The sequence below is a fragment of the Pseudaquabacterium pictum genome, from assembly GCF_005403045.1.
Taxonomy (GTDB): Bacteria; Pseudomonadota; Gammaproteobacteria; order Burkholderiales; family Burkholderiaceae_C; genus Pseudaquabacterium; species Pseudaquabacterium pictum.
Map to the genome: position 1 here is coordinate 180099 of NZ_BJCL01000001.1, position 14960 is coordinate 195058.

12 protein-coding genes are annotated in these 14960 nt (G+C 71.5%); 8 read left to right on the top strand and 4 right to left on the bottom strand.

Going from position 1 to position 14960, the window contains the following annotated elements; translation table 11 throughout:
- Positions 1–25: 25 nt before the first annotated feature.
- The 3 genes from purL to FFT10_RS00760 all read left to right on the top strand — a co-directional run bounded on the left by purL (position 26) and on the right by FFT10_RS00760 (position 6899).
- Positions 26–4033 (top strand): phosphoribosylformylglycinamidine synthase, encoded by a 4008-nt coding sequence (gene purL, locus FFT10_RS00750; protein ID WP_137730855.1) that lies wholly within the window; start codon positions 26–28, stop codon positions 4031–4033.
- Between the two features lie 113 nt (positions 4034–4146).
- Positions 4147–4695: a heme NO-binding domain-containing protein gene (locus FFT10_RS00755; protein ID WP_137730856.1), complete on the top strand. Its 549-nt coding sequence runs from the start codon at positions 4147–4149 to the stop codon at positions 4693–4695.
- The gene (locus FFT10_RS00760) at positions 4692–6899 is read left to right on the top strand and encodes a putative bifunctional diguanylate cyclase/phosphodiesterase (RefSeq protein WP_137730857.1); all 2208 of its coding nucleotides are present in this window, start codon (positions 4692–4694) and stop codon (positions 6897–6899) included. Before FFT10_RS00755 ends, FFT10_RS00760 begins: the two co-directional genes overlap by 4 nt.
- A 25-nt stretch (positions 6900–6924) precedes the next feature.
- Here the strand turns inward: FFT10_RS00760 and FFT10_RS00765 are convergent, their stop codons facing one another.
- Positions 6925–7920, bottom strand: coding sequence for an LLM class flavin-dependent oxidoreductase (locus FFT10_RS00765; protein ID WP_137730858.1), 996 nt, complete (start codon positions 7918–7920; stop codon positions 6925–6927).
- Positions 7921–8043: 123 nt separating this feature from the next.
- Here FFT10_RS00765 and FFT10_RS00770 point away from each other — a divergent pair, with 123 nt between their 5' ends.
- Positions 8044–8481, top strand: coding sequence for a hypothetical protein (locus FFT10_RS00770; protein WP_137730859.1), 438 nt, complete (start codon positions 8044–8046; stop codon positions 8479–8481).
- Positions 8482–8495: 14 nt separating this feature from the next.
- A complete protein-coding gene (locus FFT10_RS00775; protein WP_137730860.1) occupies positions 8496–9356 on the top strand; it encodes a metal-dependent hydrolase in 861 nt (286 codons plus the stop codon).
- 21 nt (positions 9357–9377) lie between these two features.
- On the opposite strand, the gene FFT10_RS00780 is transcribed toward FFT10_RS00775, so the two are convergent.
- The 3 genes from FFT10_RS00780 to FFT10_RS00790 are packed head-to-tail and all read right to left on the bottom strand — an operon-like array spanning position 9378 to position 13140.
- Positions 9378–11342, bottom strand: coding sequence for a peptidase U32 family protein (locus FFT10_RS00780; RefSeq protein WP_137730861.1), 1965 nt, complete (start codon positions 11340–11342; stop codon positions 9378–9380).
- A gap of 21 nt (positions 11343–11363) precedes the next feature.
- The gene (gene thrH, locus FFT10_RS00785) at positions 11364–11981 is read right to left on the bottom strand and encodes a bifunctional phosphoserine phosphatase/homoserine phosphotransferase ThrH (protein ID WP_137730862.1); all 618 of its coding nucleotides are present in this window, start codon (positions 11979–11981) and stop codon (positions 11364–11366) included.
- Positions 11982–12033: 52 nt separating this feature from the next.
- Entirely contained in the window at positions 12034–13140 is a 1107-nt protein-coding gene (locus FFT10_RS00790; RefSeq protein WP_137730863.1) for a S1C family serine protease, read from the bottom strand.
- Positions 13141–13200: 60 nt separating this feature from the next.
- Between FFT10_RS00790 and FFT10_RS00795 the strand changes: the two genes are divergently transcribed.
- From FFT10_RS00795 to FFT10_RS00805, 3 genes are all read left to right on the top strand, one after another.
- Positions 13201–13689: a thioesterase family protein gene (locus FFT10_RS00795; protein ID WP_137730864.1), complete on the top strand. Its 489-nt coding sequence runs from the start codon at positions 13201–13203 to the stop codon at positions 13687–13689.
- A 134-nt stretch (positions 13690–13823) separates the two neighbouring features.
- Complete coding sequence (locus FFT10_RS00800) at positions 13824–14192, top strand: hypothetical protein (RefSeq protein WP_137730865.1); 369 nt, start codon at positions 13824–13826, stop codon at positions 14190–14192.
- On the top strand, positions 14189–14653 hold the full coding sequence (locus tag FFT10_RS00805; RefSeq protein WP_137730866.1) for a hypothetical protein: 465 nt from the start codon (positions 14189–14191) through the stop codon (positions 14651–14653). The genes FFT10_RS00800 and FFT10_RS00805 overlap by 4 nt, the downstream gene beginning before the upstream one ends.
- The last annotated feature ends 307 nt before the right edge of the window (positions 14654–14960 follow it).

A 14960-nucleotide genomic window follows, 5' to 3' on the forward strand; every position in this document is an offset into this window, starting at 1 on the left:
CACCCGGCAACTCCACCGGTCCGCCATGCCGCAAGCTCCCCTGAACGCCGTCCAGCCCCTGTGTTTCGAGGGCGGCAACGCGCTCTCGGCCTTCCGTGCCCAGGCCCTGCTGCCACAGCTGCAGGCGGTGTGCGAGCGCATCACCGGCGTGGTGGCCCGCCATGTGCACTGGGTGCTGCCCGAACCTGGCCAGGCCCTGGACACCGACAAGCTGGCCGGCCTGCTGCGCTACGGCGATGCCTACACCGGCGGCGATGACGGCACCCTGGTGCTGGTGATGCCGCGCCTGGGCACGCTGTCGCCCTGGGCCAGCAAGGCCACCGACATCGCCCGCAACTGCGGCCTGGTGCTGCACCGGGTGGAGCGGGTGACCGAATTCCGCCTGCAGCTGAAGAAGCCGCTGCTGGGCAGCGCCAAGCCGCTGTCGGCCGACGACCTGCAGGCCTGCGCCGCACTGCTGCACGACCGCATGACCGAGAGTGTGGCCTTCAGCCGCGATGGCGCGCGCCATCTGTTCGATGCGCGCGCCGCCGAGCCGCTGGCCCATGTGGACGTGCTGGGCGCCGGCCCGAACGGGGGCAGGGCGGCGCTGGTGGCCGCAAACACCACATTCGGCCTGGCGCTGAGCGCCGACGAGATCGACTACCTGGTCGACGCCTTCACCACGTTGGGCCGCAACCCCAGCGACGTGGAGCTGATGATGTTCGCCCAGGCCAACAGCGAGCATTGCCGCCACAAGATCTTCAACGCCGACTTCAGCATCGACGGCGCCCTTCAGCCGCTGAGCATGTTCGGCATGATCCGCAACACCGAGAAGCTGAACCCGCAGCACAGCGTGGTGGCCTACAGCGACAACTCGGCGGTGATGGAGGGCGGGCCGGTGCAGCGCTGGCTGCCGCAGGGGTTCACGAACGCCCCGGCCTATGGCCCGCGCGAGGAAATCGCCCACGTGCTGATGAAGGTGGAGACCCACAACCACCCCACGGCCATCAGCCCGTTCCCGGGCGCGGCCACCGGCGCCGGCGGCGAGATCCGCGACGAAGGCGCCACCGGCCGCGGCGCCCGGCCCAAGGCGGGGCTGACCGGCTTCTCGGTCGGCCACCTGCACCTGCCCGGCCTGGCCGAGCCCTGGGAGGCGCACCCGGTCGGTAAGCCGTCGCACATCGCCAGTGCGCTGCAGATCATGGTCGACGGCCCGCTGGGCGGCGCGGCCTTCAACAACGAGTTCGGCCGGCCCAACCTGGCGGGCTACTTCCGCGTCTTCGAGCAGCCGGTGGCCGGCGTGCAGCGCGGTTACCACAAGCCCATCATGATCGCCGGCGGCCTGGGCACGATCAGCGCCGGCCAGACCCACAAGCGCCCGTTCGGCGCCGGCACCCTGCTGGTGCAACTGGGCGGGCCGGGCATGCGCATCGGCATGGGCGGCGGCGCGGCCAGCAGCATGGCCGCCGGCACCAACACCGCGGCGCTGGATTTCGATAGCGTCCAGCGCGGCAACCCCGAGATCCAGCGCCGGGCGCAGGAGGTCATCAACCACTGCTGGGCGCTGGGCGAGGGCAATCCCATCCTGGCCATCCACGATGTGGGCGCCGGCGGCATCAGCAATGCCTTTCCCGAACTGGTGGACGGCGCCGGCAAGGGCGCCACCTTCGATCTGCGGAAAGTGCCGCTGGAGGAGACCGGCCTGGCGCCGAAGGAAATCTGGTGCAACGAGAGCCAGGAGCGCTACACCCTGGCTGTCGACCCTGACCTGCTGCCGCTGTTTGAACAGATGTGCGCCCGCGAGCGCTGCCCCTTCGCGGTGGTGGGCGTGGCCACCGATGCGCCCGACCTGGTGCTGGAAGACGGCCCCGGCGGCGAGCGGGTGATCGACATGCCGATGCAGGTGCTGCTGGGCAAGCCGCCCAAGATGCACCGCGATGTGCAGCGTGTGGTCCGGTCAGAGAAGCCGCTCGATCTCACCGGCGTCAAGCTGGAAGACGTGGCCTTCAGCGTGCTGCGCCACCCCACGGTGGCCAGCAAGCGCTTCCTGATCACCATCGGCGACCGCACCGTGGGCGGCCTGAGCCACCGTGACCCGATGGTCGGCCCCTGGCAGGTGCCGGTGGCCGATTGCGCGGTGACCCTGGCCGACTACGCCGGCTTCCGCGGCGAGGTCATGGCCATGGGCGAGCGCACGCCGCTGGCGGCTCTGCACGCCCCGGCCAGCGGCCGCATGGCGGTGGCCGAGGCCATCACCAACCTGCTGGCCGCGCCGATCAGCCTGCCGCGCGTCAAGCTCAGCGCCAACTGGATGGCCGCCTGCGGCGAGCCGGGCGAAGATGCTGCGCTGTACGACACGGTGAAGGCCGTGGGCATGAACCTATGCCCGGCCCTGGGCATCGGCATCCCGGTGGGCAAGGACAGCCTGTCGATGCGCACCAAGTGGCACGACGATGGCGTCGACAAGCAGGTGACCGCGCCGGTCAGCCTGATCATCACCGCCTTCGCCACGCTGGACGATGTGCGCGGCACGCTGACGCCGCAACTGCAGCCCGGCGACACCACGCTGATCCTCGTCGACCTGGGCAGCGGCCAGAACCGCATGGCCGGCAGCATGCTGGCGCAGGTGACCGGCCAGTTCGGTGATGTGGTGCCGGATGTGGACGATCCGGCGCAGCTGAAGGCTCTGGTGGCCGCCATCAACCAGCTGCGCAGCGAAGGCAAGCTGCTGGCCTACCACGACCGCAGCGACGGCGGCCTCTGGGCGGCGGCCTGCGAGATGGCCTTTGCCGGCCAGCTGGGCCTGAGCCTGAATGTCGACCTGCTGGTGACCGAGGGCGACGGCATCACCGACAGCCGCGCCGAGATGGGCGATTCCAAGAACTGGGCCACCCAGATCAGCGCCCGCCGCAACGAGCTGACGCTGAAGGCCTTGTTCAACGAGGAACTGGGCGTGCTGATCCAGGTGCCGCGCGCCGAGCGCGACGCGGTGATGGGCGTGCTGCGCACCCATGGCCTGTCACGCCACAGCCATGTGGTGGGCAAGCCCAACGACCGGGGCGTGGTGGAGGTCTGGCGCGATGCCAAGCTGCAGTTCAGCGCCCCGCTGCGCGATCTGCAGCAGGCCTGGGATGCGGTGAGCTGGCAGATCGCCCGCCTGCGCGACAACCCGGCCTGCGCCGATGCCGAGCATGCCGCCGCCGGCGCGGTGGGCGACCCGGGGCTGCACCAGCACCTCACGTTTGATGTGGCCGCCAACCCGGCCGCGCCGTTCCTGCAGCGGGCGAAGCCCAAGGTGGCCATCCTGCGCGAGCAGGGCGTCAACTCGCATGTCGAGATGAGCTATGCGATGGCCGAGGCCGGCTTCGAGGCCTTCGACGTGCACATGACCGATCTGCAGTCGGGCAGGGCACGGCTGGACCAGTTCCAGGCCCTGGTGGCCTGCGGCGGCTTCAGCTACGGCGACACCCTGGGCGCCGGCGAGGGCTGGGCCCGCAGCATCCTGTTCAACCCCGCGCTGGCCGAGCAGTTCGCCGCCTTCTTCCAGCGGCCCGACACCCTGGCCCTGGGCGTGTGCAACGGCTGCCAGATGATGGCCGCACTCGCCTCCATCATCCCCGGCACCGCCGCCTGGCCGCGCTTCACCCGCAACAAGAGCGAGCAGTTCGAGGCCCGGCTGAGCCTGGTGGAGGTGCTGGACAGCCCGTCGCTGTTCTTCACCGGCATGGCCGGCAGCCGGCTGCCGATCGCGGTGGCCCATGGCGAGGGTTTCGCCGATTTCTCCCAGCGGGGCAACGCCCAGCAGGTGCGCCCGGCGATGCGCTTCGTCGACCACCACGGTGCGGCCACCGAGGCCTACCCGTTCAACCCGAACGGCAGCCCGGGCGGCCTGACCTCGGTCACCACCGACGACGGCCGCTTCACCGTGCTGATGCCGCACCCCGAGCGGGTGTTCCGCAACGCCCAGATGAGCTTTGCGGCTGGCGGCGACGTGTCGGCCCGCAGCCCCTGGATGCGGATGTTCCAGAACGCGCGCCGCGCCCTGGGCTGAACGGCCGGCCGGCCGCAGTGGAAGCAGCCGGCGGAACCACCGCAGTTCGGTCGATCAGGCGGCCGGCCGCTGCCTAGCATGCAGGGTTTCCACCCTGTCTGCGGGGAGCATCCATGCTGGGTCTCGTGTTCACCGAATTCGTCGAGCTGGTCGAGGAGAAGTTCTCGCCGGAGACGGCGGATGCCGTGCTGACCGAGGTGGCGTCACCCCACGGCGGGGCCTACACCGCGGTGGGCAACTACCCGCATGAAGAGATGGTGGCCATGGTGGGCGCACTGTCGCGCCACACCGGCGTGCCCGCGGGGGATCTGGTCAAGACCTTCGGCGGCCACCTGTTGCACAAGTTCGCGGCCGCCCATGGCGACATGTTCGCCCGCCAGGCCAACCTGTTCGACTTCGTGGCGTCGATCCATGGCGAGATCCATGTCGAGGTGCACAAGCTCTACGACCAGGCCACGCTGCCACGCTTTGCCGTGCTGCGCCGGGATGCGCAGACGCTGCACCTGCTCTACCAGTCGCCCCGCCGGATGGAGCAGCTGGCCCAGGGGCTGCTGGAGCAGGCGGCCGTGCACTACGGCGAGCCCTGCGACATCCGCCATGCGCCGTATGACGGCCCCGAGGGCCCGGGCGTGCTGTTCACGCTGGTCAAGCGCCTGTCTTGAACTTCGCCGAGCCTCCGAACGGCGTGCCCGGCGGTGAGCCTGCCGCACCCGACCCGGCGGCCGCTGCAGCCCTGGCGCAGCGCCGGCTGGAGCGTGAGCGCCAGGCGCGCAAGGCCGCCGAGCAGTTGCTGAACGAGAAGAGCCGCGCGCTGTTCTCGGCGCTGCAGGACGCCAAGCGGTCCGAGCGGCGGCTGAACCTGGCCCTGTGGGCCACCGGCGAAGGCATCTGGGAATGGGAGCCGGCGGCCGGCACGGTGACCATCAGCGGCCTGGTGCTGGGTGGCACGCCGCTGCCCGATGGCCCGGTGACCATGGCCGCACTGCTGGCGCGGGTGCACCCGGCCGATGCCGACGCCGTGCGCGACGCGCTGGAACAGCATGCCGCCGGTGATGCCACGCCGATCGACCTGCAGTTCCGCGTGTCGCCGACACCGACGCCAGGCGCGGCCTGGTGCTGGCTGCGGGCGCGGGGCCGGGCGCTGCAGCGCGATGCGCAGCAGCGCGCCCTGCAGGTCACCGGCACCATCCGCGATGTGTCGGCCCAGCATGACGCGGAACAGCTGGCGCAGATGCTGGCGCATGCCTTTGCCAGCACCATGGACGCCCTGGTGGTGCTGGACACCGGCTGGACGGTGGTGCAGGGCAATGCCGCCGCGGCGGCCCTGCTCGGCTGTGCCAACGTGGCGATGGACGGGCAGGACCTGTCGCAGCTGCTGCAATTCAGGCCGGCACTGGCCCGGCCCCGGCCCTGGCGCGGCGAGGCCAGCCTGCGTGCTGCGGCCGACCCGGCCGGCGCCGACCCCGCGCCGGTGTTCGAGGTGGCGATCACCCGGATCGCCAGCCTGCGCGGCCAGGCGCCGCAGCATCTGGTGGCGCTGCGGGACGTGAGCGAGCAGCGCCGTGCCGAGCTGGCCCTGCAGCGCATGGCGCTGTTCGACACGCTCACCGGGCTGGCCAACCGCGCATCGATCAACCAGCATCTGTCCGACCGGCTGGCCAAGCCCGACGCGCAGCCGTTCTCGCTGATGTTCATCGACCTGGACGGGTTCAAGGGCGTCAACGACTCGTTCGGCCACCGTGCTGGCGACCAGCTGCTGCAGCAGGCCTCCGAGCGGCTGCGCCAGGTGCTGCCGGATGCATTCATCGGCCGCTGGGGCGGCGATGAATTCGTGGTGGCCCTGCCTGATGGTGCCGACGACTACCTGCTGCGCGAAAGCGCCCAGCTGATCATCGCCACGCTGGGCCAGCCCTTCCTGGTGGACAGCCACCGCCTGTCGGTCACGCCCAGCATCGGTGCCGTCAACCACCCCGAGCACGGGCGTGATGCGCAACTGCTGCTGCGCCGCGCCGATGCCGCGATGTACGGCGCCAAGTCACAGGGCCGCAACTGCCTGGTGCTGTATGCGCCGCAGATGGACGACGGCGTGGAGCGCCGCAGCCGGCTGCAGGGTCTGATCCGCGCCGATGCCGAGCGCAATGCCTTCCAGTTCGTGGTGCAGCCCATGGTGGACAGCCAGGGCCGCAGCACCGGGGCCGAGCTGCTGATGCGCTGGACCACGGCCGAGTTCGGCCCGGTGTCGCCGGCCGAGTTCATCCCGATCGCCGAGCAGATCGGCGTGATCCCGCTGATGGGCCGCCATGCGCTGCATGCCGCTGCCCGCATCGCCCGGGCGGTGGGCGACCTGGGCAGCGCGGCCACGGTGGCCGTCAACCTGAGCCCGCGCCAGCTGTTGCGCCCCGACCTGGAGCGCACCGTGCTGCATGCCTGCGAGCACCACGGCATCCAGCCGGCGCAGCTGGAGCTGGAGATGACCGAGTCGGCCCTGGTGTCGGACATTGCCATCGTGGCCCGCCTGCTGGCGCGGCTGCGGCGGCATGGCTTCCGGTTGTCGCTGGACGACTTCGGCACCGGCTACTCGTCGCTGAGCCACCTGCGCGACCTGCCGTTCCACAAGGTGAAGATCGACCGCAGCTTCGTCTGCGACCTGGACCGCTCGCAGGCGTCGCGGGTGATGCTGCAGGGCGTGGTGCACCTGTGCAGCAACCTGGGCCTGGTGACCGTGGCCGAAGGGGTGGAGACCGAGGCGCAGTTCCACGCCCTGCGCAGCATGGGCGTGGACGAGTTCCAGGGCTATCTGTTCGCCCGTCCGCAGGACCACACCGATTGGCTGACCATGCTGCAGCAGCAAGCCGTGCGGCGCTGACCGCCGGTGGATGCGGCGCCTGCTGTCAGAGCTGGCGGCCCACCTCGGCCAGCAGCTCGTAGCTGTGCAGCCGGGCGGTGTGGCTGTGGATGGCGCCGGCGGCGATCAGTTCGTTCGCGCCGGTCTGGTCGACGATGGCCTGCAGCTGCCGGCGCACCGCCGCCGGCCCGCCCACCGCGCTGGCCACCAGCATGCGCTGCACGCCGGCCTTCTCGCGCGGGTTCCACAGCGCTTCCATCGCCGCCGGGTCGATCGGCCGCGGCAGCGGGCCGCGCACGCCGCGCTGCATGCCCAGGAAGCGCTGCTGGATCGAGGTGAACAGCACGGCGGCCTCGTCGTCGGTGTCGGCCGCCACCACGTTGACCGCCACCATCGCATGGGGCTTCGGCCAGTCGGCGCTGGGCCGGTAGCTGCTGCGGTAGATGTCCAGCGCCTGCATCAGGTAGTCGGGCGCAAAGTGCGAGGCAAAGGCGAAGGGCAGGCCCAGGTAGGCGGCCAGCTGGGCGCTGTACAAGCTGCTGCCCAGCAGCCAGATCGGCACCTTGGTGCCCATGCCGGGGATGGCGCGCACCGCCTGGCCGGGCTGCGCATCGCCCAGGTAGGCCTGCAGTTCCACCACGTCCTGCGGGAAGGCGTCTTCGTCGCGCACCAGGTTCTGGCGCAGCGCGCGGGCGGTCATCTGGTCGGTGCCGGGCGCGCGGCCCAGGCCCAGGTCGATGCGGCCCGGGTACAGCGTGGCCAGGGTGCCGAACTGCTCGGCGATGACCAGCGGCGCATGGTTGGGCAGCATCACACCGCCCGAGCCGACACGGATGCTCTTGGTGCCGCCGGCCACATGGCCCACCAGCACCGCGGTGGCGCTGCAGGCCACGCCGTCCATGTTGTGGTGCTCGGCCAGCCAGTAGCGCTTGAAGCCCCAGCCCTCGGCATGGCGGGCCAGGTCGAGCGCGCGGTGCAGGCTTTCGGCGGCATTGCTGCCTTCGACGATGGGGGCGAGATCGAGGACGGAAAGGGCAGTCATGGCCAACATCATGCCTGCCGCGTCGGCCGGTGTGCAGCCCGGGGCCTTGCGCGGCGGCAATGCGGCCGCAACCTGCATGCGGCACCATCCGGCCAAGGCCGCATCCGCGGCGCGGAGACCGCCATGCCCCCATCCCTTGCCCGCCCCGGGCACTGCCGCCCCAGCCGCTGGCCGGCGGGCCTGTTGCTGGCCGCCATGCTGGTGGCCTGCCAGGCCCAGACCCTGGCGTCCGGCAGCGCGCCGTCCGGCGCCGCCGCCGAGGCGGCGCTGCTGCAGCGCATCCATGCCGAGGTGGGCAGCGCCGCCTGCAGCAGCCAGGCCGACTGCCGCACGCTGCCGATGGGCAGCAAGGCCTGCGGCGGGCCGGCCGGCTGGCTGGCCTGGTCGGCCAGCGCCAGCCAGGGCGACCGGCTGCAGACGCTTGCGGCAGAGTTGGCGGCCCGGCAGCAGCAACGGCAGGCGGCTGAAGGCATGATGTCGACTTGCAGCGTCGTGCCTGATCCGGGCGCCCGCTGCGAGGCCGGGCGCTGCATCCTCAACCGCCCCGCCAGCCAGCGCTGACCGAACCGATCACCATGCCCCAAGCCCTGCCACTGCCCGACCCCGCCAGCCCGCCCTTGGTCGTGCGCCGCCTGCTGGTGGATCTGCGTGTGCCGCTGGCGCGGCACTGGCTGGGCGGCGATGCGTTCCGCACCGCGCTGTTCAACGCGCTGTCGATGAGCTTCCCGGTCGGCGAGCAGTTCTTCATCGATTCGGTGCGCGCTGGCGTGGCGCGGCTGCCGGCCGACCAGCAGGCCCGGTTCCAGGACGAGGTGCGCGGCTTCATCGGCCAGGAAGCCACCCACCGCCATGTGCACGACCGCTTCAACGCCCACCTGCAGAAACAGGGCCTGGTCGACCATTGGTCGCCGCGCATCACGCGCCGGCTGACGCGGCTGAAGACCTACGACGTGCGCGCCTGGCTGGCGGTCACTGCCGCCACCGAGCACTTCACCGCCATCCTGGCGGAGCACCTGCTGCGCCACCCCGACCAGCTGGCCGGCGCCGAGCCGCGGCTGCAGACGATGTGGCTGTGGCATGCCAGCGAGGAGGCCGAGCACCGCAGCACCGCCTTCGACCTGTACCGCGCGCTGGGTGGCAACGAGCGCTGGCGCCTGCGGCTGTTCTACGTCGTCACCTTCCACTTCTGCACCGACCTGCTGCGCCAGACGCTGCACAACCTGTGGCGCGACGGCACCTGGTGGCAGCCCCGCACCTGGGCCCAGGGCTGGCGCTACCTGTTCGGCCGCCAGGGCCTGGTGCCGGCGCTGTGGGCGCCCTGGCACGACTACCGCCGCGCCGACTTCCACCCCGCCCAGCGCGACAACGCCGAGGCCGTGCAGTGGCTGGCGCGGCACACCGACGCCTGGTCGCCGGTGCGGCAACCGGCGGTCTAAGGCGTTGGTTCCGCGCTGCGCTCAGGCCGGGCGGCTGCGGTAGAAGGTCAGCGGCTCTGCCGCCAGCTGCTTGAGCACGTTCTTGCGCATGCTGCCCACCACATGCATCTCGCAGGGCTTGCAGTCGAAGCGCAGGGTCAGCGTGTCGTTGCCATGCTTCAGCACCAGCGGCTCGGCGCGGATCGTGCCCTGCACGCCGGTCACGCCCTTGGCCTGCTTGGGGCACAGGCTCAGGCTGTAGCGCACGCAGTGCTTGGTGATCATCAGGCTGGCTTCGCCCAGCTCCTCGTGGCTCTCGTAGGCGGCGCCGATCACCTGCACGCCGTGGCGGGCGTAGAAATCCCGCGCGGCATGGTTGTAGACATTGGCCAGGTAGGTCAGGGTGTCGTCGGGGTAGGGCACCGGCGGCTCCACCGGCACGGCCCGCGGCAGGCGCTGGCGGTTGGCAGCACGCTCGGCGGCCAGCGCCGCCACGGCGTCGCGGCGCAGCTGGTTCAGCGCCGATGCCGGCACGAACCAGGGCTGGCTCAGCGCCAGGTCCACCTCGGTGGCGCGGAAGTCGGTGCCGCCCAGCTTGGCCAGGCCGTCGCGCAGCGCCTGCTCGGCCCGGGCGGCATCGCGGGCCGGCTGCAGCGCCATCGGCTGCTCCACCTGGGCGGTGTGGCCGTCTTCGTCGGAGATGGTCAGCAGCAGGCCGCTGCCGGTCTCGTCCAGCCGCAGCTGCACGCCGATGTGGCGCTCGGCCGAGGGCCGGTCGAGCTGGCGGTCCCAGGCCATGTCGCGGTTGCGGAACAGCGCGGTGTGCTTGCGCAGATCCTTCAGGCCCGCCATGGGCTCGTTGGGCCACAGCCGCCAGCGCAGCGGGTCGCCCGCATCCAGCTGCCTGGCCACATTGATCGGCACGCCGTTCAGCTCGCCCTGCAGGTCCCACCAGGTCAGGCCGTCGCCGTTGTGCAGCGCGCCGGCTTCCGGGGTGATCTGCACGTCGAAATGGTCGGGGCCCACCCGCAGCACCTCGCCCAGCGGGATGCCGGCATGCTTGGGGCTGTCGAAGGCGCCGATGTCGTCTTGGCGGCCGTTGACGAAGTAGTCGGTGGCGCTGCGGTTGAAGTTCTGCGCGGGGTCGGGCCGGAAGAAGTGCACGCTGCGGCCGGATGAACTGCGCTGCAGGCCGCGGTCGCCGTCCAGGATGGCATCCAGCAACTGCCGGTAGTGGGCCGTCACGTTCTTCACGTAGCCCATGTCCTTGTAGCGGCCCTCGATCTTGAAGCTGCCGATGCCGGCGTCGATCAGCGCACGCAGGTTGGCGCTCTGGTCGTTGTCCTTCAGGCTCAGCACATGCTTGTCGTGGGCAATGATGTGCCCGGCCGCATCGGTCACGGTGTAGGGCAGCCGGCATTCCTGGCTGCAGTTGCCGCGGTTGGCGCTGCGCCCGGTGTGGGCATGGCTGATGAAGCACTGGCCTGAGTAGGCCACGCACAGCGCCCCGTGGATGAAGAACTCCAGCGTGGCCTGCTGCACCTGCGCGCGGATGGCGCGGATCTGCTTCAGGTCCAGTTCACGCGCCAGCACCATCTGGCTGAAGCCCACGTCCTGCAGGAAGCGGGCCTTCTCCGGCGTGCGGATGTCGGTCTGGGTGCTGGCATGCAGCTGGATCGGCGGCAGGTCCTGCGCCAGCAGGCCCATGTCCTGCACGATCAGCGCGTCGGCGCCGGCCTGGTGCAGCTGCCACACCAGTCGGCGGGCGGGTTCCAGCTCGTCGTCGCGCAGGATGGTGTTCAGCGTGACGAAGATGCGGGCGTTGAAGCGGTGGGCATGGGCGCAGAGCCGTTCGATGTCGGCCACGGTGTTGCCGGCGTTCGCGCGGGCGCCGAAATCCGGCCCGCCGATGTAGACCGCATCGGCGCCGTGGGTGATGGCGGCGATGCCGATGTCGGCATCGCGTGCCGGTGCCAGCAGTTCGATCGGGCGCTGTCGTGCCGCCATGGCCGGTCTTTCAGGGGGTGCTCAGGCCGCCAGCAGGCGCGCCGCCGCGCCGTCGATGCTGGCCTTCAGCTCGGCATAGCTGCGGTTCACCGGGTACTGCGGAAACTGCGCCACGATGCTCTCGGGCGGGTGGATGAAAAAGCCGGCATCGGCCGCGCCCAGCATGCCGGTGTCGTTGTAGCTGTCGCCGGCGGCGATCACCTGGTAGTTCAGGCCCTTCAGCGCATTGACGGCATGGAACTTCTGGTTCGGCTGGCGCAGCTTGTAATCCGCCACGAAGCCCTCGCCATCAACCACCAGCTTGTGGCAGAAGAGGGTGGGCCGGCCCAGCTGGCGCATCATCGGATCGGCGAACTCGTAGAAGGTGTCCGACAGGATGATCACCTGGTAGCGGCTGCGCAGGTCGTCGAGGAAGTCCTTGGCGCCGTCCATCGGCGCCATGCCGGCGATCACCGCCTGGATGTCGGCCAGCTTCAGGCCATGCTGGCGCAGCAGGCCCAGGCGCCAGCGCATCAGCTTGTCGTAGTCGGGTTCGTCGCGGGTGGTGCGGCGGAACTCGGCGATGCCGGTGCGCTCGGCAAAGGCGATCCAGATCTCGGGAATCAGCACGCCTTCGAGGTCGAGGCAGACGACTTGCATGGTGGGGAACCGGTGGGTTGGAAGCGGCCGCGATGCTACCCGACAGGCCGGCTCAGTCCGACGATCCCAGCACCACCGGCACCTTGCGGCCGCGGCCGGCGCGCGACAGGCTCAGCGTCACCTGGTCGCCGGGCTGGCGCTTCTCCAGCAGCGTGAGCATGTCGTCCAGGCTGGCCACCGGCTCGTCGTTGATGGCCACGATGATGTCGCCGGCCACGATGCTGCCGTCGCGTGCCCGGCTGAACGGCTGCAGCCCGGCCTTGGCCGCCGGCCCGTTGGGGCTGACCTGCACCAGCGCCACGCCATCGGGCAGGCGCAGCGCGCGGTGGATCTGCTCGCTGGCCGCACTGATGCCGAGCGCCGGCCGGGTGATGCGGCCATCGCGGATCAGCCGCGGCACCACGCGGTTCACCTCGTCGACGGGAATCGCGAAGCCGATGCCGGCGCTGGCGCCGCTGGGGCTGGCGATCTGGGTGTTCACGCCGATCAGCCGGCCGGCGGAATCGAGCAGCGGCCCGCCGGAGTTGCCGGGGTTGATGGCCGCGTCGGTCTGCACCACGCCGCGGATGGTGCGGCTGTTGAAGCTCTCGATCTCGCGGTTGAGCGCGCTGACGATGCCGGTGGTCAGCGTCTGGTCCAGCCCGAACGGGTTGCCGATGGCGTAGACCTTCTGGCCCACCTGCAGATCGCGGCTGGTGCCGATGGGAATCGGCGGCAGCTTCTCGCGCGGCGCGTCGATCTTCAGCACCGCCAGGTCGCGGTCGGGGAAGGCGCCCACCAGCTTGGCCGGCCAGGTGGTCTGGTCGAGCAGGGTGACGCGGGCGCCGCTGCCGTCCTGGATGACGTGGAAGTTGGTGACGATGTGGCCGCCGGCATCCCACACGAAGCCGGTGCCGGTGCCGCGCGGCACCTGCTGCACCGCACGGTTGAAGAAATCCCGCTCGGTGGCCAGGGTGGTGATGTGCACCACGCTGGGCGCGATGCGCTTGAACACGTCGATGTTGGCCAGCTCGTCGGCGGCCAGGGCGCCGCGGGGCGTCACCGCGCGGGGGGCCGCCTCGCCTTTCTGGGACCGGCTCTCGAAGCAGGCCGTGCTCAGCAGCAGGGGCAATGCCAGCAGCAGGGGCCGGCGGCGGATCGGATCGAGGGGCGAGGACATGGCGCGGCGGGCGGGAAGTTGCAGCCGGAATGATAGGCAGGCCGGCGCTATGCTCGGGCGATGACCGCTGCCCCCCCACCGCCGCGCCGCGATGCGGCCGAGCAGGCCCGGCTGGACGCCGAGCTGACCGACCTGATCGAGCACCGCATCGTCTTCAACCAGGTGCTGGGCCTGAAGGTGCAGCAGCTGCTGCCGCAACTGCTGCTGCGCTTCGACATGCGGCCCGAGCTGGTCGGCCATGCCCACTACGGCCGGCTGCACGGCGGCGTGATCTCGGCCGCGCTTGACGGCCTGGGCGGCGGCGCCATCATGGTCGGCCTGGGCGAGCGCCATCCCCACGAGACGGCCGAGCAGGTGATGCACCGCTTCCTGCGCATCGGCACCATCGACCTGCGGGTGGACTTCCTGCGGCCGGGCCTGGGCAGGCACTTCATCGCCAGCGCCGAAGTCACCCGCCTCGGCGGCCGGGTGGGCTCCACCCAGATGCGGCTGCACAACGATGACGGCGAGCTGATCGCCACCGCCGCCGCGGCCTACATCGTGAGTTGATGCCGGCCCCGGGCGGCCAGGCCTCAAGATTGGCCGCCGGCCGCCGAAAGGGCTGGCATGCCCGTGCCCGCCTCACCGCCGCCCAGCGCCACTGCCTGCGCGCTCTTGCCTGACCGACAACCGGGAGACTGGCCATGCTGAGGCTGCTGGTGGCCCTGGGCATGGGGGGTGCCAGCAGCGCCTGCGCGCTGGCCGCGGTGGGTTGGACGCTGTATGCCGGCCACCCGCAGGCGACCTGGGTGGCACAGTGCTTCGCAGCCTGGGGCTTCCTGGCCGGCCTGGCCTGCGGTGGCCTGCACCTGCACTTCCACGGCCGGCCTGCGCCGGCGCCCGCGGCCCTGCCGCCCGAGGCGCTGGCCGGCTTGGTGCGTGCCACGCTGGCCCGCGCCGCCGCCGAGCGCGATGCCCGGCCCGGCAGCGCTGCCGACCGCCGGCCGGCGCCCGCGCCGGTGGTGTCCGCTCCGGTCCCGGTGGCCGATGTGGCCGAGGCCAGCACACCATGATCCATGTGCAGATCGCCAGCCAGCTGACTGCGCAGGGTGTCAGCGGCGTGCGCTGGGTGCTGATGGAGCCGGTTGACCTGGGACAGACGGCGGCCGCACCCGCCGCGGTGCTGGCCGACATGGCCAGTGCGTCGGCCGCACAGCCACCCGCGCAGCCGGTGGGCAGTGCCACGGCCGGCACCCTGCGCCTGGGTGCGCTGAAGCTGCTGGTCGTCGGCCTGGGGCTGGGTGCCGCGTTGTGGACGGCCCATGTGCAGGTCGGGCCGCCCGGCGCGGCGGCCGACCTGCCGCCGGCCACCACCCCGGCCATGCCGGCGCTGGCCGCACCACGGCACCCCGGCGCCACACCGATTGCACCACCCAGCCCCGAGACCCGCGTGCTGCCGACCGCGCCGGGTGCGGCCACGCCGGCCTCCGGGGCCAGCGCCGCCCTGCCGCCACGCCTGACTGCCGCCCTCTGACCCCGGCCCGCCGATGACCCCCACGCCCTCCGAGCCCTTGCCCTGGCACGACGAAGCCGATGTGCTGGGCGTGCGTGTGCGCGCCTTCTTCTTCGACCCGGCCGACGTCGACGCCCGCCCCGACTTCGTCGCCCGCCAGCTGCCCATCCTGCGACACCAGCCGCCGCGCCTGCTGGCGCCCGAGGGCCAGCGCCGCAGCTACCGGGCCGGTGGGCTGCTGGCCCAGCCGGATGCGGTGCTGGCGCATGGCGACGGCCTGCTGTGCCTGGCCTACAAGGGCGGCGACAACCGCCTGCTGGAGCCGGCG